The organism is Streptomyces tendae (genome assembly GCF_014650435.1).
Taxonomy (GTDB): domain Bacteria; phylum Actinomycetota; class Actinomycetes; order Streptomycetales; family Streptomycetaceae; genus Streptomyces; species Streptomyces tendae.
In genome coordinates this window covers 437,081-461,941 of record NZ_BMUY01000003.1, presented here as the reverse complement: position 1 = coordinate 461,941, position 24,861 = coordinate 437,081, and the positions used below count along the sequence as shown (strand labels likewise).

The window sequence follows — 24,861 nt, the reverse complement described above, 5'->3', positions numbered from 1 at the left end:
GGCCAACTCCCGTCCATTCCCCCGCCCTAGGGTGACCGGCATGCGCCCGAGAACCCTCCGTACCGCCCTGGCCACCGCCACCGCCGGGCTTGCCGCCGCCGGCTGCCTGACCGCCGCCGCACCGGCCACCGCCACCGCCGGACCGTCCACCGCCGCCGCCGGACCGTCCACCGCGCAGGGGCGGCCCCCGGCGAACGCCTGCTCGCCCGCCGTCTCCCTCACCGGCTTCACCGACGCCCTCGACAAGACGACGTACGACGGCGCCTACGTCGGCAACCTCTCCGCCCTCGCCGCCGACCGGCGCGGCTCCCTGGCCGCCCTCTCCGACCGCTCGTCCCTCTTCCGGCTGGACGCGCGCACCCTGAAGCCGCGGAGCGTCGTCACGCTCGCCGACGAGAGCGGCGCCGCCCTCGACTCCGAGGGACTGGTCGCCGACCGGGACGGCACGTACCTGGTCTCCTCCGAGACCGAGCCGTCCGTCCGCCGCTACTCCCGCACCGGCGAGCTGCTCGGCCGCCTGCCCGTGCCGGACGACCTGCGCACCGCCCCCGAGGGCCGCGGCCGGGCCAACGGCAGCTTCGAGGGGCTCACGCTCCTCCCCGGTGGCCGGACCCTGCTCGCCTCGATGGAGTACCCGCTCGACGGCGACCCCGCCGACCTGGTCCGCATCCAGAGCTGGCAGCGGACGCCGCACGGCGACTTCCGGCTCGGTGCCCGGTACACCTACCGGACGGACCCCGGCCTCGGCGTCTCCGAGGTCACCGCGACCCCCGACGGGCGCCTCCTCGTCCTGGAGCGCGGCTTCACCGCCGGCGTCGGCAACACCGTCCGCCTCCAGCTGGCCGACCGGCCCGGCCGCGGCACCGTGCTCCACAAGAGGCTCCTCGCCGACCTCGCCGACTGCCCCGCCCTCGGCGCCACCGCCAAGCAGCCGCAGCCCAACCCGCTCCTCGACAACTTCGAGGGGATGGCCGTGACCGGCCGTTCCGGGGGCCGCCTGGAGGTCCTGGTCGTCAGCGACGACAACCAGAACGCCGTACAGACCACCCGCTTCCTCAGGCTCCGCGTACGCGCCTGATCACCCGGCCGATTGTTGCGGCGGGATGAAATCCCCGCTCGCAGGCGTTGGTGCCTTCCGGTAGATCAGGTGAGCAGGACGACCGACCGGAGGGCACGGCGTGGACGCGCAACGGGGATGGGTACGACGACTGGCGGGGTACGCCTGGCGCAACCCCAAGGACGTCGTCCTCGCCCTGGGGGCCTCGCTGGGCGGCATGGCCGTCATGGCCTTCGTCCCGTTGATCACCAAGGTGATCATCGACGACGTGATCGGCGACAAGACCCGGGACATGGCGGTCTGGGCCGGTCTCCTGATCGCCGCCGCGGTCGTCGTCTACGTCCTGACCTACATCCGCCGCTACTACGGCGGGCGGCTCGCCCTCGACGTCCAGCACCACCTGCGCACCGACATGTACGGGACGATCACCCGGCTCGACGGCCGGCGCCAGGACGAGCTGTCCACGGGGCAGGTGGTCGGGCGGGCGACCAGCGACCTCCAGCTGATCCAGGGCCTGCTCTTCATGCTCCCGATGACCATCGGGAACGTCCTGCTCTTCCTGATCTCCCTGGTGATCATGGCGTGGCTGTCCCTGCCGCTCACCCTGGTCGCGCTCGCCGTCGCCCCCGCCCTGTGGTTCATCGCCCGCCGCAGCCGCACCCGGCTGCACCCCGCCACCTGGTACGCGCAGGCGCAGGCCGCCGCCGTCGCCGGGGTGGTCGACGGCTCGGTGAGCGGCGTACGCGTGGTGAAGGGCTTCGGGCAGGAGGAGCAGGAGACCGGGAAGCTCAGGCAGGTCGGGCGCAAGCTCTTCGCCGGGCGGCTGCGCACCATCAAGCTGAACGCCACCTACACCCCGGCCCTCCAGGCGGTCCCCGCGCTCGGCCAGGTCGCCATGCTCGCCCTCGGCGGCTGGCTGGCCGTACGGGGGCACATCACCCTCGGCACCTTCGTCGCCTTCTCCACCTACCTCGCCCAGCTGGTCGGCCCGGTCCGGATGCTCGCCCTGGTGCTCACCGTCGGCCAGCAGGCCCGGGCCGGCACCGAACGCGTCCTGGAGCTGATCGACACCGAGCCGGCCATCGAGGACGGCACGAAGACCCTGCCTGCCGACGCGCCCGCGACCGTCGAGTTCGACGACGTCGCCTTCGGCTACGACACGGGCGACGGGGAGCCGCGGCCGGTCCTGGACGGGCTGTCCTTCGAGATCCGCGCCGGGGAGACGCTCGCCGTCGTCGGCTCCTCGGGGTCCGGCAAGTCCACGGTCTCGCTGCTCCTGCCGCGCTTCTACGACGTGACGCGCGGCGCCGTCCTCGTCGGCGGCCACGACGTGCGCGAACTGACCCTCGACTCGCTGCGGGCCGCCGTCGGCCTGGTGCCCGAGGACTCCTTCCTCTTCTCCGACACCGTCCGCGCCAACATCGCCTACGGCCGCCCGGACGCCACCGACGAGGAGGTCGAGACCGCCGCACGGGCCGCGCAGGCCCACGGGTTCATCACCGAGCTGCCGGACGGCTACGGCACGACCGTCGGCGAGCACGGGCTGACCCTCTCCGGCGGCCAGCGCCAGCGCGTCGCGCTCGCCCGGGCGATCCTCACCGACCCCCGGCTGCTGGTCCTCGACGACGCCACGTCCGCCGTGGACGCCCGGGTGGAGCACGAGATCCACGAGGCGCTGAAGCAGGTCATGCGGGGCCGCACCACGCTCCTCATCGCCCACCGCCGCTCCACCCTCGGCCTCGCCGACCGCATCGCCGTCCTCGACCGCGGCCGTCTCGCCGACCTCGGCACCCACGAGGAACTCCAGGAGCGCTCCGCCCTGTACCGGCGCCTGCTCACCGACCCGGACGAGCTGGGCGGCGTCTCACCCGGGCACACCCGCCCCGCCGAGCAGACCGAGGACACCTCCGTACGCGACGAGCTGGACGCCGAGTTCGACGCCGAGCGCGGGGTCACGCCCCGGCTGTGGACCGGCGACCGCGCGCCCAAGGACACCGCGCTCGCCGGCACCCCGGCGACCCCGGAGCTGCTCGCCCAGGTGGACGCGCTGCCCCCGGCGAACGGCACCCCGGACATCGACGAGACGCAGGCGGTACGCCCCGAGTCGTCGTACGGCCTGCGGCGCCTGCTGCGCGGCTTCCGCGCCCCGCTGCTGATCAGCCTCGCCCTGGTGGCCGTGGACGCGGGCATGGGCCTGCTGCTGCCGGTGCTGATCCGCAACGGCATCGACGACGGCGTCACCCAGGTCGCCCTCGGCGCGGTGTGGGCGTCCTCGCTGCTCGGCCTGGTCGCCGTCCTCGCCCAGTGGGCGGCGCAGACCGGCGAGATCCGCATGACGGGGCGGACCGGTGAGCGGATCCTGTACTCGCTGCGCCTGAAGATCTTCGCCCAGCTCCAGCGGCTCGGCCTCGACTACTACGAGCGCGAGCTGACCGGCCGGATCATGACCCGGATGACGACGGACGTGGACGCGCTGTCGACGTTCCTGCAGACGGGACTCGTCACCGCCTTCGTCTCGGTCGTCACCTTCTTCGGCATCATGGTCGCCCTGCTGGTGATCGACGTGCAGCTCGCGCTGATCGTCTTCGCGACGCTGCCACCGCTGATCATCGCCACGTACTACTTCCGCAGGGCCAGCGTGAAGGCGTACGAACTGGCCCGCGAGCGGGTGTCCACGGTCAACGCCGACCTCCAGGAGTCGGTGGCGGGCCTCAGGATCGTGCAGGCATTCCGGCGCGAGCACGACGGCGGCCGGCGGTTCGCCGAGCGCAGCGACAGCTACCGGCAGGCCCGCATCCGCGGACAGTGGCTGATCTCGATCTACTTCCCGTTCGTGCAGCTCCTGTCGTCGGCCGCCGCCGCGGCGGTGCTGGTCGTGGGCGGCGGGCGGATCGACGACGCCACGCTGACGACCGGTGCGCTGGTGGCGTACCTGCTCTACATCGACCTGTTCTTCGCGCCGGTCCAGCAGCTCTCCCAGGTCTTCGACGGCTACCAGCAGGCGTCCGTCTCGCTGGGCCGCATCCAGGAGCTGCTGCGCGAGCCGACCTCGACGCGGGCCGCCGACCAGCCCTCCGAGGTCACCGGCCTGCGCGGCGAGATCGCCTTCGAGGACGTGCACTTCCGGTACGGCGACGATGAAGAGGCCCTCACCGGCATCGACCTGCGCATCCCGGCCGGGCAGACCGTCGCCTTCGTCGGCGAGACCGGCGCGGGCAAGTCGACGCTGGTGAAGCTGGTGGCCCGGTTCTACGACCCGACCGGCGGCCGGGTCACCGTCGACGGACAGGACCTGCGCGGCCTCGACCTCACCTCCTACCGGCACCGGCTGGGCGTCGTCCCGCAGGAGGCGTACCTCTTCCCCGGCACCGTCCGCGACGCCATCGCCTACGGCCGCCCGGACGCCACCGACGCCGAGGTGGAGGCGGCGGCGCGGGCGGTCGGCGCGCACGAGATGATCGCCACGCTCACCGGCGGCTACCTGCACGAGGTCGCCGAGCGGGGCCGCAACCTCTCCGCCGGGCAGCGGCAGCTGATCGCGCTGGCCCGCGCCGAGCTGGTCGACCCGGACGTACTGCTCCTCGACGAGGCCACGGCGGCCCTGGACCTGGCCACGGAGGCACAGGTCAACCAGGCCACCGACCGCGTCGCGGGACGCCGTACCACGCTTGTGGTCGCGCACCGGCTCACCACGGCCGCCCGCGCGGACCGGGTCGTCGTCATGGACGGCGGGCGGGTCGCAGAGGACGGCACGCACGACGAACTGCTGGCCCTCGACGGGCGGTACGCGCGCCTGTGGCGGACCTTCGTCGGCGCGTCCGAGCCCGAGGAGCCGGTCGGGGCGCTCCGCTGACGTCCCGGACCGGCCCTGCGCGCAACCGTGCGACACCTGTCCTGCGTCCGTACATCCGTACGTCGTCAGTGATCGCCCGACGGAGGGGGACCGCAGTGGGCCGGGCCGGTGCCGCAACTCGCCGTCGGCTGGCGCTCGGCACGGCCGTGCTGAGCGCCGCCGCGCTGCTCGCCGTCGCGGCGCCGCAGGAGGCACAGGCCGCCACCGGGTGCGCCGGCCGCAAGGTGCGCACCCTCCACTTCGCCACCGGCTCCGTCCTCGTCCACAAGCGCGGCGGCTACGTCTGCGCCGTCACCGTCCCCGAGAAGCCGGGTACCAAGCGGCAGATGTCCGTGAGCGTGCGGGCCCGTGGCGGCCGGGCCGTGGTGGACTCGGGCCGGTTCGCCTACCGCGCCGGACCGGTGACCGTGCACGCCGGGAAGCGCTGTGTGTGGGTGACCGGCAAGGTGTCCAGGTCCTCGGTCAGCTCCGGCTGGATCCTCTGCTGACTCTGGTGTCGCGGGAGTTGCTCCGATAGCTTCCGGCGGACATCAGTTTCACAGGGAGGGTGCATGCGCAAGGCGCTCAGATGGCTGCTGGCGCTCGTGGTGCTCATAGGCACCGTCAGCACGGCGGGCGCGGCCACCGCCGCCGAGCCGAAGGCCGTCGACATCAAGGACCGGCTGCTGTCCATACCGGGCATGAGCCTGATCGAGGAGAAGCCGTACACCGGCTACCGCTTCTTCGTCCTCAACTACACCCAGCCGGTGGACCACCGGCACCCGTCCAAGGGCACGTTCCAGCAGCGGATCACCGTGCTGCACAAGGACGTGAACCGGCCGACGGTCTTCTACACCGGCGGCTACAACGTCTCCACGAACCCCAGCCGGCGCGAGCCGACCCAGATCGTGGACGGCAACCAGGTCTCCATGGAGTACCGCTACTTCACGCCGTCCCGGCCCGCCCCGGCCGACTGGTCCAAGCTGGACATCTGGCAGGCCGCCAGCGACCAGCACCGCATCTTCAAGGCCCTGAAGCCGATCTACTCGGAGAACTGGATCTCCACCGGCGGCTCCAAGGGCGGCATGACCGCCACCTACTACGAGCGCTTCTACCCGCGCGACATGGACGGTGTCGTCGCCTACGTCGCCCCCAACGACGTGGTGAACAAGGAGGACTCGGCCTACGACCGCTTCTTCGCCCGCGTCGGCACCGAGGAGTGCCGCGACAAGCTCAACGGCGTGCAGCGCGAGGCGCTGGTGCGCCGGGCGCCGCTGGAGAAGAAGTACGCGGCGTACGCCGCCGACAACGGCTACACCTTCGACACCATCGGCAGCCTCGACCGCGCCTACGAGGCCGTCGTCCTCGACTACGTGTGGGGCTTCTGGCAGTACAGCACCCTCGCCGACTGCGCGGACATCCCGGCCGACGCGAAGAACGCCACCGACGAGGCGATCTGGGACTCCGTCGACACGATCTCCGGCTTCTCCGCCTACACCGACCAGGGCCTGGAGACGTACACGCCGTACTACTACCAGGCGGGCACCCAGCTGGGCGCGCCGACGATCCACTTCCCGCACATCGAGAAGAAGTACATCCGCTACGGCTACCAGCCGCCGCGCAATTTCGTGCCCCGCTCGATCCCGATGAAGTTCGAGCCGTGGGCGATGCGGGACGTCGACACCTGGGTGAAGCACAACGCCCGGCACATGCTGTTCGTGTACGGCGAGAACGACCCGTGGGGTGCCGAGCCCTTCCGGCTCGGCCACGGCGCGCGTGACTCCTACGTCATGACCGCGCCCGGCATGAACCACGGTGCGAACGTGGCCGGTCTGGTGCCCGACCAGAAGGCCCTGGCCACGGCCCGCATCCTGGACTGGGCCGACGTCGCCCCCGCCAAGGTCCAGGAGAACCCGTCGGCGGCCAGGCCGCTGGCGGCCTTCGACGCCAAGCTGGACGCGCGGGACGTCGAGCGCGAGCCGGCGCTGCGCCCGTAGGGCCCGCTCCTCTGGCACGGTGACTGTGCCCGGCCGCTCACAGCGGCCGGGCACAGCCCACCGGGCGTTCGCCGCCGCCGAGCCGGACGTACAGACCGGTCGAGGCGGGGCAGTCCGCCCGGTCGGCGACCGCCTCGACCACCTTGAACTGCGGTGTGTATCCGCCCCCGCCGTCGCAGGCCGCCTCGCGGACCTTGCCGTCGCCGATCTCACGGACGCAGTCGCCGACGATCGTGCGCGGGCCGCCCCCGCCGCCCGGGTCGCCGGGGTGCGGCGGCCGCAGTGTGCGCATGCAGGCGTAACCCCGGGGCACGGCCCCGTCGCCGTCCTCGTCGGCGGACGGCCGCCGCTCGCTGATGTGCAGGACGAAGTCGGTGGTGCCGGGGCACGGCGGACCGTGGCTCGCGCGGCCGTCCTCCCGGGCGACCACCCGGGCCGCGGCACGCTCGCTGTCGCAGGGCACCTCGGTGGGGTCGACCGTGCCGAACGAGCTGCACTCGTCGACCGCCAGGAACACCTCCCCGTACCCGGACGGCAGCACCCCGGAGGGCGAGGAGTCCGCCACTTGGCCCTTTTCTGAAGGCCCCTGACAGCAAGTCAGTAACAAGAGGCACATCGCGACACACAGCACGACGCCCAGCAGGAAGTGCGCGCGCACCCCCACTGCCCTTCGCTCACGCATCGCCGCCCCCCGGATTCCCCGGCCCAGCGTGGCCCGCCGGAGCGGGCGCACGCCAGACGCGCGGGAGGCTTCGGGCCCGGGCGCCGGGAGCGCCCCCGGCGCGTGTCGTAGGCCGCGCTACGACCGGCCACGACCGGACCGCGACCCGGGCTACGACCGGTAGGTCAGCCCGTGCCCGAGCGGCAGGAGCACCGTGTCCGGATCGTCCGCCCGCACCACCGGCACCGGCAGCTTCCCGCGCGGCCGCGCCCGCCCGGCGATCACCCGGGCCGCCGCCCGTACCTCCACGTCGGTCCAGGAGTAGGCGGCGAGGAAGGCGGGGACGCCGGGCAGCTGGGCGACGTCGTACGGATTGCGGACGGCGACCGCGACGACCGGCTTCCCGGTCTCCAGCAGTCGTGCGACCAGGGTCCGCTGGCTGCTGCCCGCGGTCACGTTGTACGTGGCGACCACCACCGCGTCGGCGTCCTGGGCCGCCGCGACGGCGCGGTCGATCACGGCGGCGGCGGGCGCGGTGCCGGTGGACAGGGCGGTGGCCGTGAAGCCCAGCTCCGTCAGCGCGCCCGCGAGGACGCCGGTGGGCGGCCCGGTGGTGCCCGACGGAGAGGCCGGGTCGGCGCCCACCACCAGCACCCTGCGGTGCTCGCGGCGGGAGAGCGGCAGCAGCGCCCCTTCGTTGACCAGCAGCGTGGTGCTCCGCTCGGCGATCCGGTCGGCCGCGGCCAGGTGCGCCCGGGTGCCGACGGTCCGGTCGACGTCCCGGCGGCTGGTGTACGCGTCCCGGAACAGCCCCAGCTTGGCCTTCAGCCGCAGCACGCGCAGGATCGATTCGTCGAGCCGCGCCTCGGTGAGTTCGCCCTCCTGTACGGCCGTCAGGACCGCGTTCCAGGCGAGCGGCAGGTCGGGCGGGTTGAGCAGCTGGTCGACACCGGCCTTCAGGGCCAGCACCGGCACCCGCTCGTCGCCGTACTTCGTGCGTACGCCCTCCATGCCGAGGGAGTCGGTGACAACGACCCCGTCGTAGCCCAGCTCCTCGCGCAGGATGCCGGTGAGGATGGGGCGGGAGAGGGTGGCCGGGTCGCCGGAGTCGTCGAGCGCCGGGACCACGAGGTGGGCGGTCATGATCGCGTCGATGCCGGCGTCGATCGCCGCGCGGAAGGGCGGGGCGTCCAGCTTCTCCCACTGCTCCCGGCTGTGCGTGATCACCGGGAGGCCGGTGTGGCTGTCGGTGGCGGTGTCGCCGTGCCCGGGGAAGTGCTTGGCGCACGCGGCGACGCCGGAGCGCTGATACCCCGTCACCTCGGCAGCCACCAGCCCCGCCGCGGCCTCGGGGTCGGCGCCGAAGGACCGTACGCCGATCACCGGGTTGGCCGGGTTGACGTTCACGTCGGCCACCGGCGAGTAGTCCTGGCGGATGCCCATGGCGTGCAGCTCGGCGCCCGCGACCCTGCCGAGGGTACGGGCGTCGGACCGCGACCCGCCCGCGCCCACGGCCATCGCGCCCGGGAAGAGGGTCGCCGGCTCGCCCACGCGAGCCACTATCCCGTACTCCTGGTCGGTGGAGACGAGCACCGGGAGACCGCGCGGCTGCTCCAGGGACGCCCGCTGGATGCCGTTGGACAGCTCGGCGATCTGGTGCGGGTCGCGGGTGTTGTGCGCCCAGGCGAAGTAGATGATGCCGCCGACCCGGTACTTGGCGACCAGCTCGGCCGCGGTGCGGACGCCGATCTCCTTCAGGTTGGCGTCGATGTCGGCCTGGTCGGGTTCGGTGGCGGAGTGGCCGTAGACCCGCATGACGAAGAGCTGGCCGACCTTCTCCTCCAGCGTCATGCGGGAGATCAGGCCGCGCAGTTTGTCGTCGTCGGGCCTGCGGGCGTCGGCGTACGCAGTGCCGCCCCCGGCCGCGAGGGCCGCGGTGACGACCGCCGTGGCGGTGAGGACGGTACGTCTGGAGGGCTGTGCGGTGCTTCCCGTGCCGGCCGTGCTGCTGTGGTGCACGTGCGCTCCTTCCGGAGGGCTGGTGAAGGAAACTGCCAAGGAGTCACCAATATCCAGGAAGTTTCTGCCAGTCAAGGGACCGCACAGGAGTCGCCCGAAGCGAGCCGGGACAGTCGGCGGGGGGGCCGTGAGTGCGGCCAAGCGCTTAGAAGGCGCTTGCTCGACGAGGCCCCGTCGGACGTGCGGCCGGTGCGGGGTCAGGCGGAGCCGACGGCCTGGGGAGCCGGGGTGCTGCGGGCCGCGACCGTCGGCCAGTGGGTCCGGAGTGTGCGGACCGTTTCCGCGATGGCCGGGCGGCGGGCCGCGCCCGTGCGCCACAGGGCGTACAGGCGGCGTACCGGCATCGGGTCGAGCGGGACCTCCACCACCCCCGCGGGCAGGGGGCCGCGTCCCAGGCGGGGGATGAGGGCGACGCCGAGGCCGGCCGCGACCAGTGCGACGAGCGTCGGGTTCTCGTCCGCCTGGTGGACGATGTCCGGCTCGTGCCCGGCGCCCCGCAGCGTCCGCATCAGCCAGTCGTGGCAGACCCGCCCGGGCGGCTGGCAGATCCACCGCTCCCCGCCCAGCTCGGCCCGCCGCACGGCCGTCCGGCCCGCCAGGCGGTGACCCTCGGGCACCAGCAGGTCGCACAGGTCCTCGCCGATCGGCGCCTGCTCCACGCCGCCCGGCGCCGGCAGCGGGGCGATGTCCCAGTCGTGCGCCACCACCAGGTCGACGGCCCCCTTGGCCACCAGGTCCACGGACAGGTGCGGGTCGACCTCGGTGAGCCGCGCGTCCAGCGCGGGGTGACGTACCGCCAGGTCGGCCAGCACGGACGGCAGCAGCCCGCGCGCCGCCGACGCGAACGCGGCGATGGTCAGCCGTCCCGACGGCACCCCCCGCCGCTCCTCGAGCCGGGTCTCGGCCCGCTCCACGATGGCCAGCAACTCCGCCGCCGAGTCCACCAGTTGCCACGCCTCGTCGGTGAGCCGCACCCCGCGGCCCTCACGCTCCAGCAGCACCGTCCTGGTCTCCCGCTCCAGCTTGGCGATCTGCTGCGACACGGCGGACGGCGTGAAACCCAGCGCGGCGGCGGCCGCCCCGACGGTCCCGTGCACGGACACGGCGTGCAGGGCGCGCAGCCGCTGGAGGTCGAGCATGACGGCTCCCGGGGGTACGAGGGGGCGGGCAGCAATTGGCGGTGCTTCAGTAGGCGCTTCAGTAATTAGCGATGCTTCATCCAATCATGCAGTAATCATCGCTGGTGCTACACGGTCCTTCCGGTCGATCCTCGACGCATGCGACCTTCCCACCTCCTCCTCGCCGTGCTCGTCGCCGCCGTCTGGGGCGTGAACTTCACGGTCATCGAGATCGGCCTCGACCACTTCCCGCCGCTCCTCTTCTCCGCCCTGCGCTTCCTGGCGGCCGCGCTGCCCGCCGTCTTCCTGGTGGGCCGCCCGAAGGTGGCGTGGAAGTGGATCGTGGCGGTGGGGCTGGTGCTGGGCGTGGCCAAGTTCGGCCTGGTCTTCGTGGGCATGGACGCGGGCATGCCGGCCGGCCTGTCGTCCCTCGTCCTGCAGATCCAGGCGGTGTTCACCGCGGTGTTCGCCGCCGCGGTCCTCGCCGAGCGCCCCTCCCGCGTCCAGACCCTCGGCATGCTGGTCGCGCTGGCCGGGATCGGCGTGGCGGCGCTGGACGAGGGCACCTCGGGACCGCTGGGCGCGTTCCTGATGGTCGTCGGCGCGGCGGCGGCCTGGGGCGTGTCCAACGTGCTGACCCGCAGGGCGTCCCCGCCCGACGCGCTGAACTTCATGGTGTGGGTCTCCACCGTCCCCGTGCTCCCCCTGCTGGCCCTCTCCCTGCTCACCGAGGGCCCCGCCGAGGACCTCGCGGCCCTGCGCGCCCTGGACTGGCAGGGGGCGGGCACGATCCTCTTCGTCGCCTGGGTCTCGACCGTCTTCGGCTTCGGCGCCTGGGGCTGGCTGCTGCGCCGTCACCCCGCCTCGACGGTCGCGCCCTTCTCCCTCCTGGTCCCGGTCTTCGGCATGTCGTCGGCGGCCCTCTTCCTCGGCGAGTCGGTGACCCCCCTGCGCTGGTGCGCGGCGGCCCTGCTGGTGGGCGGGGTGGCGCTGACGACACTCACCCCCGCACGCGGGCGCGGGCCGCGGGTGACCGTCCGCACCTCCCCGGAATTCGCTGGACGGCTCCCCGCTCCCGCTGAAGAATCCGTGCGGTGACGTTCACACTGAAGGGCCCGGTCCTCGAAGGCACGCTGGTACGACTGGAGCCGCTGGGCCATCAGCACGCGGCCGACCTGGCGGTGGCGGCGGAGGAGGACCGCGGCACCTACGACTTCACCTCGGTACCGAGGGCCGACGAGGTCGGCTCCCACATCGACGCCCACCTGGCCACCGCGGCCACCGGAAGGCTGGCGCCCTACGCCCAGGTGTCCCTCGCCACCGGCCGCGCGGTCGGCGCCACCGCCTACTGGGAACCCCGCTCCTGGCTCACCGACGACGCGCTCGACGCCGTCGAGGTCGGCTTCACCTGGCTGGCCCGCTCCACCCAGGGCACGGGCATCAACGCCGAGGCCAAGCTGCTCCTGTTCCGGCACGCCTTCGAGGTCTGGGGCGTGTCCCGCGTCGACCTGAAGACCGACGCCCGCAACCGGCGCTCGCGCGCCGCGATCGAGAGGACCGGCGCCCGCTTCGAGGGCATCCTGCGCAACTGGTCCCGTTCCTGGGCGCCGGGCGAGGAGGGCCGGCTGCGCGACTCCGCGATCTACTCGATCACGGCGGCGGAGTGGCCGGGGTGCCGGGAGCGGCTGGAGGACCGGGTGCGGTCCGCCGCGGTGCCGTCCGCTGCCGTACCGCCTGCTGCCGTGCCGTCCGCCCTCACGCCGCGTCCGTGAGCAGCCGGGCGAGGTGCTCGCGGCCCTGCCCGAGCAAGTCGGTCAGCGGCGCCGCCGACTCGTACCACCGCTTCTCGTACTCCCAGCACAGCCAGCCGTCCCAGCCGTGCCGGGACAGCACGTCCACCACCTCGGTGAGCGGCAGCACTCCCGCGCCCAGGGGCAGCGGAGTGGTGTCCTCGGCGGAGGCGATGTCCTTGACCTGGACGTAGCCCAGGTGCGGGGAGAGCGCCGCGTAGGTGTCCGACGGCTGCTCCCCGCCCAGCCAGGTGTGCATCACGTCCCACAGGGCGCCGACCTGCCGGTGCCCGACCAGCCCGAGGACGCGCATCGCGTCGGCGCCGGTGCGGTGCGAGTCGTGGGTCTCCAGCAGGATGCGCACGCCCAGCTCGGCGGCGTACTCGGCGGCCGTCCCCAGCCGCCGCGCGGCCACCGCGTCGGCCTCCTCGGCGCTCTGCTCGGTGCCGCCGCCGGGGAACACCCGGACGTACGGTGCGCCCAGGTCGCGGGCGAGGTCCAGCATGCCGCGCACTTCGGCGATCACCGCCTCGTCGTCCCCGGGCGCGGCGACCCGCGCGTACCCCGCGAGCCCCAGTAGCTCGACACCGGCCGCCTTGAACTCGGCGGCCACCGCCGCCCGTTCGTCCGGGCCGAGGCCCGGGTGGACCGGTTCCTCCGGGTGGGCGCGCAACTCGACGCCGTGATAGCCGTGTGCGGTAGCGAGCCCCAGCACATCGGCCAGGGGCAGTCCGGGAACACCGAGAGTGGAGAACGCCAGCTTCATGCCCACGGAGCGTACCCGCGATCACGCGGTTCACCTGTCGACGCCGGCCGGAAAATCCAGCCCGGCTCCGTGAGGACGTCGGCGTGAAACCTCATCTGTCCGGTCACCTATGGACGCAGGCAGGTGAAATCAGCCCGTCCGGCGATTGAGGACGAGGCCGTTCAGGCCGAAGCGGGGGTCTGGGGGCGGCAGCCCCAGCAACGCCCACACCAACGCGGGCCACCGCGAAACCAACGGTCCGTTCAAGACCGCGGCCGTCCGGAGGACCCCCGCACCATCAACTCCCCCCGCACCGTCGCGATCCCGCCCACCGGCGCGTCCTCCCGCCCCATCGCGACCCGCCCCGCCCGTGCCCCCGCCTCCGCCAGCGGCAGCCGCACCGTCGTCAGCGCGGGCACCGCGTCGATGCTGAACGGCAGGTCGTCGAAGCCGGCCACGGACACGTCGTCCGGGATCCGCAGCCCCGAGTCGCGCAGCGCCGCGCACGCGCCCAGCGCGACGGTGTCGTTCGCGGCGACGACCGCGGTCAGCGTCGGGTCCCGGCGCAGCAGCTCCAGCGTGGCCTCGTACCCGGCCTGCCGGTCGTAGCGGCCGTGGACGGTCCAGCGCGGGTCCTCCTCGATGCCGTGCGCGGCGAGGGCGGTGCGGTGCCCCTCCAGCCGGTGGCGCGTCGTGGTCCGTTCCTCCGGACCCGCGATGTAGCCGAGCCGCCGGTGCCCGAGCCCGATCAGGTGCTCGGTCAGCTCCCGCCCGCCCCCGCGGTTGTCGAAGGTGAGCGCGATCGCCCCGGTGTCCGGCGCCGGCGGCCGCCCGCACAGCACCACCCGCGTCCCGGCCTCGGTGAGCTTGCGCAGCTTGGCCGCCACGGCCGTCTGGTGGGCCCCGTCCTCCATCGCGCCGCCGGTCAGTACCACGGCCGCCGCTCGCTGGCGCTGGAGCAGCGTGAGGTAGGTCAGCTCGCGCTCCGGAGTGCCGCCGGTGTTGCAGACCACGGCGAGTCTCTCGCCGCCCGCCCGGCCGCCAGGGCCGCCGATCTCGGACTGGACGGCGCCGGCCATGATGCCGAAGAAGGGGTCGGCGATGTCGTTGACGAGGATGCCGACCAGGTCGGAGGTGGCCGCCGCCAGTGCGCTCGCGGGGCCGTTGAGCACGTAGTCCAGCTCGTCGACGGCCTTGAGCACCCGCTCCCGGGTGGAGGCGGCCACCGGGTAGTTGCCGTTCAGTACGCGCGACACCGTCGCGGGGGAGACCTGGGCGCGGGCCGCCACGTCCGCCAGTGTCACCGTCATGTCCTCGTCCTCCGCATCGCGCGTGTGAGCCGAACGCCGTACCGGCTGACCCTACGGCCACCGCTCGCCGCCGTTCGCCCCCTCGAACAACTCACCCGAACCGCGGTCTTGTCCAGACCACCGTTCACAGGCTAGCTTCGTTCTACATAGAAAGCGCTTGCTGTACGGCTCGAACTCGATCCGGGGCTCGCGGCACAGCTCGTACGAAGGGAATGACGTGACACGCAAGACGGTGCGTATCGCCATGAACGGTGTGACCGGACGCATGGGCTACCGCCAGCACCTGGTCCGCTCCATCCTGGCGCTGCGCGAACAGGGCGGGCTCGACCTCGGCGACGGCACCGTGCTGTGGCCGGAGCCGGTCCTGGTCGGCCGCCGCGAGCACGCGCTGAAGGCGCTGGCGGAGCGGCACGGACTCGCCGACGTCTCCACGGACCTGGACGCGGTCCTCGCCGACGACACCATCGACATCTACTTCGACGCCCAGGTCACCTCGGCCCGCGAGGAGGCGATCAGGAAGGCGATCGCCGCGGGCAAGCACGTCTACACCGAGAAGCCCACGGCCACCGGCCTCGACGGCGCCCTGGAACTGGCCCGGCTGGCGAACGCGGCCGGCATCAAGCACGGCGTGGTCCAGGACAAGCTCTTCCTCCCCGGCCTGCTCAAGCTCAAGCGCCTCATCGACGGCGGCTTCTTCGGCCGGATCCTGTCCGTGCGCGGCGAGTTCGGCTACTGGGTCTTCGAGGGCGACTGGCAGGAGGCCCAGCGCCCGTCCTGGAACTACCGCAGCGAGGACGGCGGCGGCATCGTCGTCGACATGTTCCCGCACTGGGAGTACGTCCTGCACGAGCTGTTCGGCCGCGTGAAGTCCGTCCAGGCCCTCACCGCCACCCACATCCCCGAGCGCTGGGACGAGAAGGGCAAGCCCTACGACGCCACCGCCGACGACGCCGCCTACGGCGTCTTCGAACTCGACGGCGGTGCGATAGCGCAGATCAACTCCTCCTGGGCGGTCCGCGTCAACCGCGACGAACTGGTCGAGTTCCAGGTCGACGGCACCGAGGGCTCCGCCGTCGCGGGCCTGCGCAACTGCCGCGTCCAGCACCGCTCGGCCACCCCCAAGCCGGTGTGGAACCCGGACATCCCCGCCACCGAGGTCTTCCGCGACCAGTGGCAGGAGGTCCCGGACAACGGCGAGTTCGACAACGGCTTCAAGGCCCAGTGGGAGCTGTTCCTCAAGCACGTCTACGCCGACGCCCCCTACCACTGGGACCTGCTGGCCGGCGCCCGCGGCGTCCAGCTCGCCGAGCTGGGCCTGAAGTCCTCGGCCGAGGGCCGTCGCCTCGACGTGCCGGAGATCGCGCTGTGACCCTCCACCTCCCCGACGCGCACGGCGCCCTGCGCGCCTACGAACCGCGCACCGAGCCCCTGCCGGCCCTCCGGGCGACCCCGGGAAGCGCTTTCACCTCCCGTACGGTCTTCTCGGCCGCGCACGTCGTCGCCGATCCGTACGCCGACACCGGCCCCGACGGGCCCGCCGCCGTCGACTGGGACGCCACCCTCGCCTTCCGCCGCCACCTGTGGTCCCACGGACTCGGCGTCGCCGAGGCGATGGACACCGCCCAGCGCGGCATGGGCCTGGACTGGGCCACAGCGGCCGAGCTGATCCGCCGCTCCGCCGCCGAGGCGAAAGCGACCGGCGGCCGCATCGCCTGCGGCGTCGGCACCGACCAGCTGACCACCACGACCGCCACTCTCGCGGAGGTCCGGTCGGCCTACGAGGAACAGCTCGCCGTCGTCGAGGAGTCGGGCGCCCAGGCCATCCTCATGGCCTCCCGCGCCCTCGCCGCCACCGCGCAGGGCCCGGACGACTACCTGGAGGTCTACGGCCACCTCCTCCGCCAGGCCGCCGAACCCGTGATCCTGCACTGGCTGGGCCCGATGTTCGACCCGGCCCTGGAGGGCTACTGGGGCTCGTCCGACCTGGACACGGCGACCGACACCTTCCTGGAGGTCATCGCCGCCCACCCCGACAAGGTCGACGGCATCAAGGTCTCCCTGCTGGACGCCCGGCGCGAGGTCGACCTGCGCCGCCGCCTCCCGCAGGGCGTGCGCTGCTACACCGGCGACGACTTCAACTACCCGGAGCTGATCGCGGGCGACGACCAGGGCTTCAGCCACGCCCTGCTCGGCATCTTCGACCCGCTGGGACCGCTGGCCGCCGAGGCGGTCCGGGTCCTCGACACCGGGGACAAGGACGGCTTCCGCGCCCTGCTCGACCCCACCGTCGAACTCTCCCGCCACCTCTTCCAGGCCCCCACCCGCTACTACAAGACGGGCGTGGTGTTCCTGGCCTGGCTGGCCGGCCACCAGAGCCACTTCACGATGGTCGGCGGCCTCCAGTCGGCCCGCTCCCTGCCGCACCTCGCCCGCGCCTACGAACTCGCCGACGACCTCGGCCTGTTCCCGGACCCGAAGCTGGCCGAGGAGCGCATGCGGAACCTGCTGAGCCTGTACGGAGTGAACCAGTGAGCGACGACGACACGAAGCCCGCCCCGACCCGCTTCAGCATCAACCAGATGACGGTCAAGCAGCTCTCCCTGCCCGAACTGACCGCCGCCTGCGGCGAGCTGGGCATCGGCAACGTCGGCCTGTGGCGCGAACCCGTGCAGGCGTACGGCGTCGAGGCGGCCGCCAAACTGGTCCGCGACGCGGGCCTGACCGTGACCACCCTGTGCCGCGGCGGCTTCCTCACGGCCGTCGAACCCGGCGAACGCGCCAGGGCCCTGGCCGACAACCGCCGCGCCGTCGACGAGGCCGCCACCCTCGGCACCGACACCCTCGTGCTGGTCTCCGGCGGCCTCCCCGCCGGCGACAAGGACCTGCGCGCCGCCCGCGAACGCATCGCGGACGCGCTGGCCGAGCTGGGCCCCTACGCCGAGCGGCACGGGGTGCGCCTGGCCATCGAGCCGCTGCACCCCATGTTCGCCTCGGACCGCTGCGTGGTCTCCACCCTCGCCCAGGCCCTGGACCTCGCCGAACGCTTCCCGGCCCAGCAGGTCGGCGTCACCGTCGACACGTACCACATCTGGTGGGACGACCGGGCGCCCGAGCAGATCGCCCGGGCCGGCGCGGGCGGCCGCATCCACACCTTCCAGCTCGCCGACTGGACGACGCCGCTGCCCGAGGGCGTCCTCAACGGCCGCGGTCAGATCGGGGACGGCGCGATCGACATGCGGGAGTGGAAGGGGTACGTCGAGGCGGCCGGGTACACCGGTGCCATCGAGGTGGAGCTGTTCAACGAGGGGCTGTGGGCGCGGGACGGGCGGGAGGTGCTCGCCGAGACGGCGGCCCGGTTCGCCGAGCACGCGGGGGACGGAACGTCCGGAAAATAATCCCGGCGGCCGTGCAACCCTTCCGCCCCTCGGCGGGTCGTACTTGGCATCGGAACTCCCGTGGGGGTACCTGGGGGGAATTCCCGGGGTTCCGAAGGGGAGGGAAACCCGAGGGGGCGCGGTCGTCGACCGGGCCCCCTCAAACTTGTTCCGCACCGCCTCGGAACTTGTTCCGCACCGACTCGAAGCCTGTGAGGTCCGCACCGACTCCTTCCGCACCCGGGGCGGACCTCACAGGCTCAGAAGAAGACCCCGCACCGCAGCAGCACGTTGGCGTACGGCCGCGCCTCCCCGGTGCGCACGATCAGCCGCGCGCCCGCCGACAACTCCTTGAGCCGCTCGTGCGGGACGAGTTCGAGGGCGGGCAGGCGGAGGTCGAGCAGCGCGGCGCACTCGGCGTTCGCCTCCCGGACCTCGGTCGCCGCCGTCGCGCCCTCGACGACCAGCTCGGCCAGCAGGCCGTCGAGGACCTCCGCGAAGGACGGCACCCCGGCGCGGAAGGCCAGGTCGACGACGCGCGGCCCGTCCGGCACGGGCATGCCCGCGTCGCACACCAGGACGCCGTCCCCGTGGCCGAGTTCGGCCAGCGCGCCGGAGAGATGGCGGTTGAGTATCCCGGCCTTCTTCACAGTGCCCCGGCCTCCAGTGCCTCGGCCTCGGCCGCCGTCGGGTAGGACTCCTGCGCGCCCGCCTTCGTGACCGCCGCCGCGCCCACCCGGGCCGCGTACGCCGCCGCCTCGGCCAGCGACTCACCGGTGCCGAGCCGCCAGGCCAGCGCCGCGGTGAAGGCGTCGCCCGCACCCGTCGTGTCCACGGCCGCCACCTTCACGGACGGCACCCGGACCACGCCCTGGGCCGCCGAGGCGACCAGCGCGCCCTCGGCGCCCAGGGTCACGACCACCGAGCGCGGGCCCTTGGCCAGCAGGACGCGGGCCCAGTCCTCGGGGCGCCCGCCGACCAGCGAGTCCCCGAGGATCACCTTCGCCTCGTGCTCGTTGACGATCAGCGGGTCGCAGGCGGCCAGCACCTCCTGCGGAAGCGGCCGCGGCGGCGACGGGTTCAGCACGAAACGGCTGTCCGGCGCGAGCGAGCGGACCACCTCCACGACCGTCTCCAGCGGGATCTCCAACTGCGTGGAGACCACCCGGGAGGCGTGGAAGAGACTGGCCGCCGCCCGTACGTCCCCGGGCGCCAGGCGGCCATTCGCACCCGGCGAGACCACGATGCTGTTGTCCCCGGACGGGTCGACGGTGATCAGCGCGACGCCGGTCGGGGCGCCGCCCACCAGCACACCGACCGTGTCGACGCCGGCCGCCCGCTGCGAGTCAAGCAGCAGCCGGCCGTAGTCGTCGTCGCCGACCCGGGCCAGCAGCGCCGTACGGGCACCGAGCCGGGCGGCGGCGACGGCCTGGTTGCCGCCCTTGCCGCCCGGGTGGACGGCCAGGTCGGAGCCGAGCACCGTCTCCCCGGCCCCCGGCCGCCGCTCGACACCGATCACCAGGTCGGCGTTGGCCGATCCGACGACCAGCAGGTCGTAGTCGTACATCAGTCGTTCTCCGATTCGAGTGATTCCCGCTGATTCCGGCTGGCTTCCACTGATTCCGGCTGGCTTCCGCCGGGTCCCGAGGGCCGGTCTCAGCCCTCGAAGCCGGCCACGTTCTCCTTGGTGACGACCTTCACGGGCACCTTCACCGTCTGCTCCACCTTCTTGTCCTCGGCAGCCCGCAGCGCGTTCTGTACGGCGATCCTGCCCAGTTCCTTCGGCTGCTGCGCCACCGACGCGAACAACGTGCCGTCCTGGACCGCCTTCAGCCCGTCCGGGGTGCCGTCGAAGCCGACGACCTGGACCGACTTGCCGGCCTTGGAACCCAGCGCCTTGATCGCGCCCAGCGCCATCTCGTCGTTCTCGGCGAAGACGCCGTCGACGTCCGGGTGCGCCTGGAGCAGGTTGGTCATGACGTCCAGGCCCTTGGTGCGGTCGAAGTCCGCGGGCTGCTTGGCGACGACCTTGATGCCCGGGTACTCCTTCAGCCCGGCCGCGAAGCCCGCCCCGCGCTCCCGGCTGGCGGAGGTGCCGGCCTGGCCCTGGAGGATGACGATGGTGCCCTTGCCACCGAGCTTCTCGGCGAGCGCCTTGGCACCCAGCTCACCGCCCTCGACGTTGTCCGAGGCCACCAGCGCGGAGGTGTCCGCCTTGTTGACGCCGCGGTCCACTGCGATGACCGGGATGTCGTCCTTGTTGGCGGAGCGCACCGAGGGGCCGGCCGCGTCGGAGTCCACCGGGTTGACGATGACCGCGGACAGGCTGCCGCTGACGAAGTTCTGCAGCTGGTTGGCCTGCTGGGAGGCGTCGTTCTGGGCGTCCGTGACCGTCAGGTCCACGCCCAGCTTCTTCGCCTCCGCCTCCGCGCCGTTGCGGATCTGCACGAAGAACGGGTTGTTCAGCGTGGACAGCGACAGCCCTATCTTCTGGTCCTTGCCGCCGGAGGAGCCGTTGTGCAGCAGCGAGGTCGCGCCGACCACGGCCACCGCGACGACGGCCGCGATCACGTACGTGAGTGCCTGCTTGCCCCGGTTGCCGCCGCCGGACGCCCCGGCCGCCGGGGTGACCGCGCCCGCCTTGCGGCGCAGCGTGTCGAAGAGCACCGCGAGCGCGATGACGACACCGATGACGACCTGCTGCCAGAACGCGGAGACGGACAGCAGGTTGAGGCCGTTGCGCAGCACCGCGAGGATCAGCGCGCCGATCAGGGTGCCGGACGCCTTGCCGGTGCCGCCCGCCAGCGAGGCGCCGCCGATGACGACGGCGGCGATGGCGTCCAGCTCGTAGCCCTGCGCGGCCTGCGGCTGCGCGGAGGAGAGCCGGGAGGCGAGCACGATGCCCGCGGCGGCGGCGAACAGGCCGGAGAAGGCGTAGATGGCGAGCTTCTGCCGCTTCACCCGCAGCCCGGACAGCCGGGCGGCCTCCTCGTTGCCGCCGATGGCGTACATGGACCGGCCGATGTAGGTCCGCCCGAGCACGAACGCCGTGATCAGACCCATCACGACCATCACCAGCACCGGCACCGGCAGCCACCCGCCGAGCGTGTCGCCGAGGTGCGAGACCGAGTCCGGGAAGGCGATCGGCGAGCCCTGCGAGATGACCAGCGACAGACCGCGGCCCACCGAGAGCATGGCGAGCGTCGCGATGAACGGCGGCAGCTTCCCGTACGAGATGAGGAAACCGTTCACCAGACCGCAGGCGATGCCCGTCAGGACGGACAGCAGCACCGCGAGCACCACCGGCATCCCGGCCTCGGTGGCGCTCCAGGCCAGCACGGTGGCCGACAGCGCGGCGACCGAGCCGACCGACAGGTCGATGCCCGCCGAGACGATGACGAAGGTGACGCCGAAGGCGAGGATCGCGGTGACGGCGGCCTGGACGCCGACGTTGAGGAGGTTGTCGGCGGTCAGGAAGTCCCCGGACAGCGCCGACATGGCGATGACCAGGACGATCAGCGCGGTCAGTGCGCCGTTGTCGAGCAGCAGGCGGCGCAGCCCGCCCGTGGCGCCCTGCGCGCCCGGCTTGCTCTTGAGCGTGTCAGTGGCCACGGGGGGCCTCCGTTCCGTCCGTTCCGTCGGTGTGGGGGGAGTCGCTGGTGTGCGTGCTGACGGCGAGGGCCATCACGGCGTCCTGGGTGGCCTGTTCGGCGGGGAGTTCGCCCGCGACGCGGCCCTGCGCCATGACGACCACGCGGTCGCTCATGCCGAGCACCTCCGGCAGATCGCTGGAGATCATCAGCACGGCGGCACCGGCGGCCGTCAGTTCGTTGATGAGCTGGTAGATCTCGACCTTGGCGCCGACGTCGATGCCGCGCGTCGGCTCGTCGAGGATCAGCACCTTGGTGTCCGCCAGCAGCCACTTGCCGATGACGACCTTCTGCTGGTTGCCGCCGGAGAGCGTGCGCACATGCTGGCCGAGCCCGGCCATCCGCACGCCGAGCTGCCCGGCGATCCGCTCGGCCGCCGTGTGCTGCCCCTTGAGGTCGACGAGACCGGCGCGGGCGGTGGACCGGAGCGTGACGAGCCCGAGGTTCTCCTCGACGGAGGCGTCTAGGACGAGTCCCTGCCCCTTGCGGTCCTCGGGGACGAGCCCGATCCCGGCGGCCATGGCGGCGTTCACGTCGTGCCGCCGCAGCGGCGCGCCCGCGACGTGCACGGTCCCGGCGTCGTACGGATCGGCGCCGAACACCGCCCGCACCACCTCCGTCCGCCCGGCCCCGACCAGCCCCGCGATGCCGACGACCTCACCGGCCCGCACCTCGAAGCCGACGTCGTGGAAGACCCCGTCCCGCGTCAGTCCCTCCACCTTGAGCAGGGGCTCACCGGCGTCGGTGCGCTCGCGCGGGTACTGCTGCTCGATCGACCGCCCGACCATGAGCCGGACCAGTTCGTCCTCCGGGGTGGAGGCGGGCACCTGCCCGACGCTCCGGCCGTCCCGGATGACGGTGACGCGGTCGCCGAGGGCGGCGATCTCCTCCAGGTGATGGGTGATGAAGACGATGCCGACGCCGTCCTCGCGCAGCCGCCGCACGATGGCGAACAGCTTCTCGACCTCCTCGGAGGTGAGCACGGCGGTCGGCTCGTCCATGATGAGCACGCGCGCGTCCAGGCTGAGCGCCTTGGCGATCTCGACCATCTGGAGCCGGGCGATGCCCAGTTCACGGACCCGCGCCCGCGGGGACACCCTGACCCCGACCCGCTCCAGCAGCACCTCCGCGTCGGCGTCCATCTTCTTCCGGTCGATCATGCCGAACCGGCGGGGCTGGCGCCCCAGGAAGATGTTCTCGGCGACGGTCAGATCGGGGACGAGGTTGAACTCCTGGTAGATGGTGGCGATCCCGAGGCGCTCGGAGTCCTGCGCACCGTGGATGCGCACTTCCTCGCCACCGGCCAGGATCCGCCCGGCGTCGGGCGTGTAGGCGCCGGAGAGCATCTTGATGAGCGTGCTCTTGCCCGCGCCGTTCTCACCGAGGAGCACGTGCACCTCGCCCCGGCGCAGGTCGAAGTCGACGCTGTCGAGCGCCACCACGCCGGGGAAGGTCTTGCGGATGCCCTCGATGCGCAGCAACTCGTCCGGACTGCGGCTGCTCACGGCGTACTCCTTTGTACGGGGGACGGGGACTGTGCGGGGGACGGGGGTCGTTGTTCGGAGGGCGGCTCGCCGCACGAGCGGCGTACGACGAGCCGCGCCGGAAGGGTCACGGACTCGCCGGCCCGCCCCGCGATCCGCTCGACCAGCGCGCGTACGGCGGCCCGTCCGAGGTCGCGGGTGGGCTGGGCGATCGCGGTGACCGGCGGATCGGTGTGCAGGAACCAGGGGATGTCGTCGAACGCGGCGAGCCCGATGTCCTCGGGGACCCGCAGCCCGCGCGCCCGTACGGCGTCCAGCGCGCCGAGCGCCATCAGGTTGTCGGCCGCGAAGACGACCTCGGGCGGCTCGGGCAGGTCGAGGAAGCCCTCGGTGACCCGGCGCCCGCTGCCGGCCTGGAAGTCGCCCTGGCCGATGTAGGCGTCGGGGAGGGGAAGCCCGTACGCGGCCAGCGCCTCGCGGAAGGCGTCGACGCGCTCGCGTCCGGTCGTGGTGGCGGCGGGCCCGGCGATGATCGCGAGCCGCCGGTGCCCGAGCCCGTGCAGGTGCGCGACGAGATCCCGTACGGCAGCCCGCCCGTCCGACCGGACGACCGGCACGTCGACGCCGGGGATCCACCGGTCGACGAAGACCATCGGCGTGCCGGCCCGCGCGGCGTCCAGCATGCGCGGGGAGCCGCCGTCGGTGGGGGAGACGAGGAGCCCGTCGATCCGCCGGTCCAGCAGCGTGGTGACGTGGTGGTCCTGGAGGTCGGGCCGCTCGTCGGCGTTGCCGATGATGACGCTGTACCCGAGCGCGCGGGCCTCCTCCTCGACGGAGCGGGCCAGCTCGGTGAAGTACGGGTTCATCACGTCGCTGATGACCAGGCCGAGGGTGCGGGTCTGGTCCGTGCGCAGCGACCTGGCGAGGGCGTTCGGGCGGTAGCCCAGCGTCTCGACGGCGGCCAGCACGCGGGCGCGTGCGGCGGCGCTGACCGACGGGTGGCCGTTGAGCGCCCGCGAGACCGTCGCGACGGACACACCCGCCTCGGCGGCGACGTCCTTGATGCTCGCCATCGTCGTTCCACCTCCTCGTGGAATCGATTACACGGAGGATTGGAAACGATTACACGAGCGGATTCAAGGGGTCGGCCGGGGCCGAGACGGAATCGTGACCGGAGAAAGGGGCGGAGAAAGGGGCGGCACCCGGGGGATGTCGCCCCGGGTGCCGCCCCGACCGGTTGCGGCGCTCAGCCCACCGCCGCCGCGAACATCCCCGGCTCGTACGAGCCGCCCTTCTGGTGCGTGATCACGGCGAGCCGGTTGGCCGCGTTGATCATGGCGACCAGGCAGATCAGTGCGGCGATCTGGTCGTCGTCGTAGTGCTTGCGCACCAGCGCCCACGTCTCGTCGGAGACGCCCTCGTGCGCGTCGGCGAGCCGGGTGCCCTCCTCGGCGAGGGCCAGCGCCGCCTGCTCGGCCTCGGTGAACACCGTGGACTCGCGCCAGGCGGCGACCAGGTGCAGCCGGACCGCGCTCTCCCCGGCGGCCGCGGCCTCCTTGACGTGCATGTCGATGCAGTGGCCGCAGCCGTTGATCTGGCTGGCCCGCAGCGAGACCAGTTCCTGCGTGGCCTTCGGCAGCGGCGACTCGTGCATCAGCATGCCGATGCCGGCGAACCGCTTCGTGAACCGCCCGGCGAACTCGTTCTCGAAGAGGTTGAATCGGGTGTCCATGATCTTGTCCTCGCTGTGTCGATGCCTCGGTGACGAACACAAGACGCCGCCGACCCGCACCCTGTGACAGGACGCGGACGTGACCCAGGACA

The 24,861-nt window shown here is 72.8% G+C and carries 20 protein-coding genes; 9 read left to right on the top strand and 11 right to left on the bottom strand.

Features of this window, described 5'->3' with window-relative positions; genetic code table 11:
- Positions 1-40 precede the first annotated feature (40 nt).
- From IE258_RS10735 to IE258_RS10720, 4 genes are all read left to right on the top strand, one after another.
- Positions 41-1,078 (top strand): esterase-like activity of phytase family protein, encoded by a 1,038-nt coding sequence (locus IE258_RS10735; RefSeq protein ID WP_189742087.1) that lies wholly within the window; start codon positions 41-43, stop codon positions 1,076-1,078.
- 100 nt (positions 1,079-1,178) lie between these two features.
- On the top strand, positions 1,179-4,910 hold the full coding sequence (locus IE258_RS10730) for an ABC transporter ATP-binding protein (protein WP_189742085.1): 3,732 nt from the start codon (positions 1,179-1,181) through the stop codon (positions 4,908-4,910).
- 95 nt (positions 4,911-5,005) lie between these two features.
- A complete protein-coding gene (locus tag IE258_RS10725; protein WP_189742082.1) occupies positions 5,006-5,398 on the top strand; it encodes a hypothetical protein in 393 nt (130 codons plus the stop codon).
- A gap of 63 nt (positions 5,399-5,461) precedes the next feature.
- The gene (locus tag IE258_RS10720; RefSeq protein WP_189742079.1) at positions 5,462-6,886 is read left to right on the top strand and encodes a S28 family serine protease; all 1,425 of its coding nucleotides are present in this window, start codon (positions 5,462-5,464) and stop codon (positions 6,884-6,886) included.
- Positions 6,887-6,923: 37 nt separating this feature from the next.
- Here IE258_RS10720 and IE258_RS10715 read toward each other — a convergent pair whose 3' ends face one another.
- The 3 genes from IE258_RS10715 to IE258_RS10705 all read right to left on the bottom strand — a co-directional run bounded on the left by IE258_RS10715 (position 6,924) and on the right by IE258_RS10705 (position 10,705).
- A complete protein-coding gene (locus tag IE258_RS10715; RefSeq protein ID WP_189742077.1) occupies positions 6,924-7,568 on the bottom strand; it encodes a hypothetical protein in 645 nt (214 codons plus the stop codon).
- A gap of 150 nt (positions 7,569-7,718) precedes the next feature.
- Positions 7,719-9,566, bottom strand: a complete 1,848-nt coding sequence (locus tag IE258_RS10710) for a glycoside hydrolase family 3 protein (RefSeq protein WP_189742074.1) — start codon at positions 9,564-9,566, stop codon at positions 7,719-7,721.
- Positions 9,567-9,763: 197 nt separating this feature from the next.
- Positions 9,764-10,705 (bottom strand): LysR family transcriptional regulator, encoded by a 942-nt coding sequence (locus IE258_RS10705; RefSeq protein ID WP_189742071.1) that lies wholly within the window; start codon positions 10,703-10,705, stop codon positions 9,764-9,766.
- 138 nt (positions 10,706-10,843) lie between these two features.
- Here IE258_RS10705 and IE258_RS10700 point away from each other — a divergent pair, with 138 nt between their 5' ends.
- Positions 10,844-11,782 carry an EamA family transporter gene (locus tag IE258_RS10700; RefSeq protein ID WP_127891948.1) on the top strand — a complete coding sequence of 313 codons (939 nt, stop codon included), beginning with the start codon at positions 10,844-10,846 and terminating at the stop codon, positions 11,780-11,782.
- The gene (locus IE258_RS10695; protein WP_189742068.1) at positions 11,779-12,456 is read left to right on the top strand and encodes a GNAT family N-acetyltransferase; all 678 of its coding nucleotides are present in this window, start codon (positions 11,779-11,781) and stop codon (positions 12,454-12,456) included. Before IE258_RS10700 ends, IE258_RS10695 begins: the two co-directional genes overlap by 4 nt.
- Here IE258_RS10695 and IE258_RS10690 read toward each other — a convergent pair.
- Together IE258_RS10690 and IE258_RS10685 are read right to left on the bottom strand one after the other, a co-directional pair.
- A complete protein-coding gene (locus tag IE258_RS10690) occupies positions 12,440-13,240 on the bottom strand; it encodes a sugar phosphate isomerase/epimerase family protein (protein WP_189742065.1) in 801 nt (266 codons plus the stop codon). The genes IE258_RS10695 and IE258_RS10690 overlap by 17 nt on opposite strands.
- Before the next feature lie 242 nt (positions 13,241-13,482).
- Positions 13,483-14,529, bottom strand: a complete 1,047-nt coding sequence (locus tag IE258_RS10685) for a LacI family DNA-binding transcriptional regulator (protein WP_159327838.1) — start codon at positions 14,527-14,529, stop codon at positions 13,483-13,485.
- A gap of 217 nt (positions 14,530-14,746) precedes the next feature.
- Here IE258_RS10685 and IE258_RS10680 point away from each other — a divergent pair, with 217 nt between their 5' ends.
- Genes IE258_RS10680 through IE258_RS10670 form a run of 3 tightly spaced genes read left to right on the top strand, consistent with a single transcriptional unit; the run spans position 14,747 to position 17,924 of the window.
- Positions 14,747-15,898 carry a Gfo/Idh/MocA family protein gene (locus tag IE258_RS10680; protein ID WP_052838047.1) on the top strand — a complete coding sequence of 384 codons (1,152 nt, stop codon included), beginning with the start codon at positions 14,747-14,749 and terminating at the stop codon, positions 15,896-15,898.
- Complete coding sequence (locus IE258_RS10675) at positions 15,895-17,061, top strand: dihydrodipicolinate synthase family protein (protein ID WP_189742063.1); 1,167 nt, start codon at positions 15,895-15,897, stop codon at positions 17,059-17,061. The genes IE258_RS10680 and IE258_RS10675 overlap by 4 nt, the downstream gene beginning before the upstream one ends.
- Positions 17,062-17,108: 47 nt before the next feature.
- On the top strand, positions 17,109-17,924 hold the full coding sequence (locus IE258_RS10670; RefSeq protein ID WP_189742651.1) for a sugar phosphate isomerase/epimerase family protein: 816 nt from the start codon (positions 17,109-17,111) through the stop codon (positions 17,922-17,924).
- A gap of 239 nt (positions 17,925-18,163) precedes the next feature.
- On the opposite strand, the gene rbsD is transcribed toward IE258_RS10670, so the two are convergent.
- The 6 genes from rbsD to IE258_RS10640 all read right to left on the bottom strand — a co-directional run bounded on the left by rbsD (position 18,164) and on the right by IE258_RS10640 (position 24,769).
- The gene (gene rbsD / locus IE258_RS10665; RefSeq protein ID WP_189742060.1) at positions 18,164-18,553 is read right to left on the bottom strand and encodes a D-ribose pyranase; all 390 of its coding nucleotides are present in this window, start codon (positions 18,551-18,553) and stop codon (positions 18,164-18,166) included.
- Entirely contained in the window at positions 18,550-19,470 is a 921-nt protein-coding gene (locus tag IE258_RS10660; RefSeq protein ID WP_189742057.1) for a ribokinase, read from the bottom strand. Before IE258_RS10660 ends, rbsD begins: the two co-directional genes overlap by 4 nt.
- An 89-nt stretch (positions 19,471-19,559) precedes the next feature.
- Positions 19,560-21,515 carry an ABC transporter permease/substrate-binding protein gene (locus IE258_RS10655; protein ID WP_189742054.1) on the bottom strand — a complete coding sequence of 652 codons (1,956 nt, stop codon included), beginning with the start codon at positions 21,513-21,515 and terminating at the stop codon, positions 19,560-19,562.
- Positions 21,505-23,058, bottom strand: a complete 1,554-nt coding sequence (locus IE258_RS10650; RefSeq protein WP_189742051.1) for a sugar ABC transporter ATP-binding protein — start codon at positions 23,056-23,058, stop codon at positions 21,505-21,507. Before IE258_RS10650 ends, IE258_RS10655 begins: the two co-directional genes overlap by 11 nt.
- Positions 23,055-24,110, bottom strand: a complete 1,056-nt coding sequence (locus IE258_RS10645; protein WP_189742048.1) for a LacI family DNA-binding transcriptional regulator — start codon at positions 24,108-24,110, stop codon at positions 23,055-23,057. Before IE258_RS10645 ends, IE258_RS10650 begins: the two co-directional genes overlap by 4 nt.
- Positions 24,111-24,283: 173 nt before the next feature.
- A complete protein-coding gene (locus tag IE258_RS10640) occupies positions 24,284-24,769 on the bottom strand; it encodes a carboxymuconolactone decarboxylase family protein (RefSeq protein WP_189742045.1) in 486 nt (161 codons plus the stop codon).
- Positions 24,770-24,861 lie beyond the last annotated feature (92 nt).

What these genes read in the sequence shown, in the direction of transcription:
- IE258_RS10715 (WP_189742077.1), bottom strand. Translation starts at nt 7,568, where the DNA reads ATGCGTGAGCGAAGGGCAGTGGGGGTGCGCGCGCACTTCCTGCTGGGC.
- IE258_RS10640 (WP_189742045.1), bottom strand. Translation starts at nt 24,769, where the DNA reads ATGGACACCCGATTCAACCTCTTCGAGAACGAGTTCGCCGGGCGGTTC.
- IE258_RS10645 (WP_189742048.1), bottom strand. Translation starts at nt 24,110, where the DNA reads ATGGCGAGCATCAAGGACGTCGCCGCCGAGGCGGGTGTGTCCGTCGCG.
- IE258_RS10690 (WP_189742065.1), bottom strand. Translation starts at nt 13,240, where the DNA reads ATGAAGCTGGCGTTCTCCACTCTCGGTGTTCCCGGACTGCCCCTGGCC.
- IE258_RS10670 (WP_189742651.1), top strand. Translation starts at nt 17,109, where the DNA reads ATGACGGTCAAGCAGCTCTCCCTGCCCGAACTGACCGCCGCCTGCGGC.
- IE258_RS10705 (WP_189742071.1), bottom strand. Translation starts at nt 10,705, where the DNA reads ATGCTCGACCTCCAGCGGCTGCGCGCCCTGCACGCCGTGTCCGTGCAC.
- IE258_RS10720 (WP_189742079.1), top strand. Translation starts at nt 5,462, where the DNA reads ATGCGCAAGGCGCTCAGATGGCTGCTGGCGCTCGTGGTGCTCATAGGC.
- IE258_RS10700 (WP_127891948.1), top strand. Translation starts at nt 10,844, where the DNA reads ATGCGACCTTCCCACCTCCTCCTCGCCGTGCTCGTCGCCGCCGTCTGG.
- IE258_RS10660 (WP_189742057.1), bottom strand. Translation starts at nt 19,470, where the DNA reads ATGTACGACTACGACCTGCTGGTCGTCGGATCGGCCAACGCCGACCTG.
- IE258_RS10735 (WP_189742087.1), top strand. Translation starts at nt 41, where the DNA reads ATGCGCCCGAGAACCCTCCGTACCGCCCTGGCCACCGCCACCGCCGGG.
- IE258_RS10685 (WP_159327838.1), bottom strand. Translation starts at nt 14,529, where the DNA reads ATGACGGTGACACTGGCGGACGTGGCGGCCCGCGCCCAGGTCTCCCCC.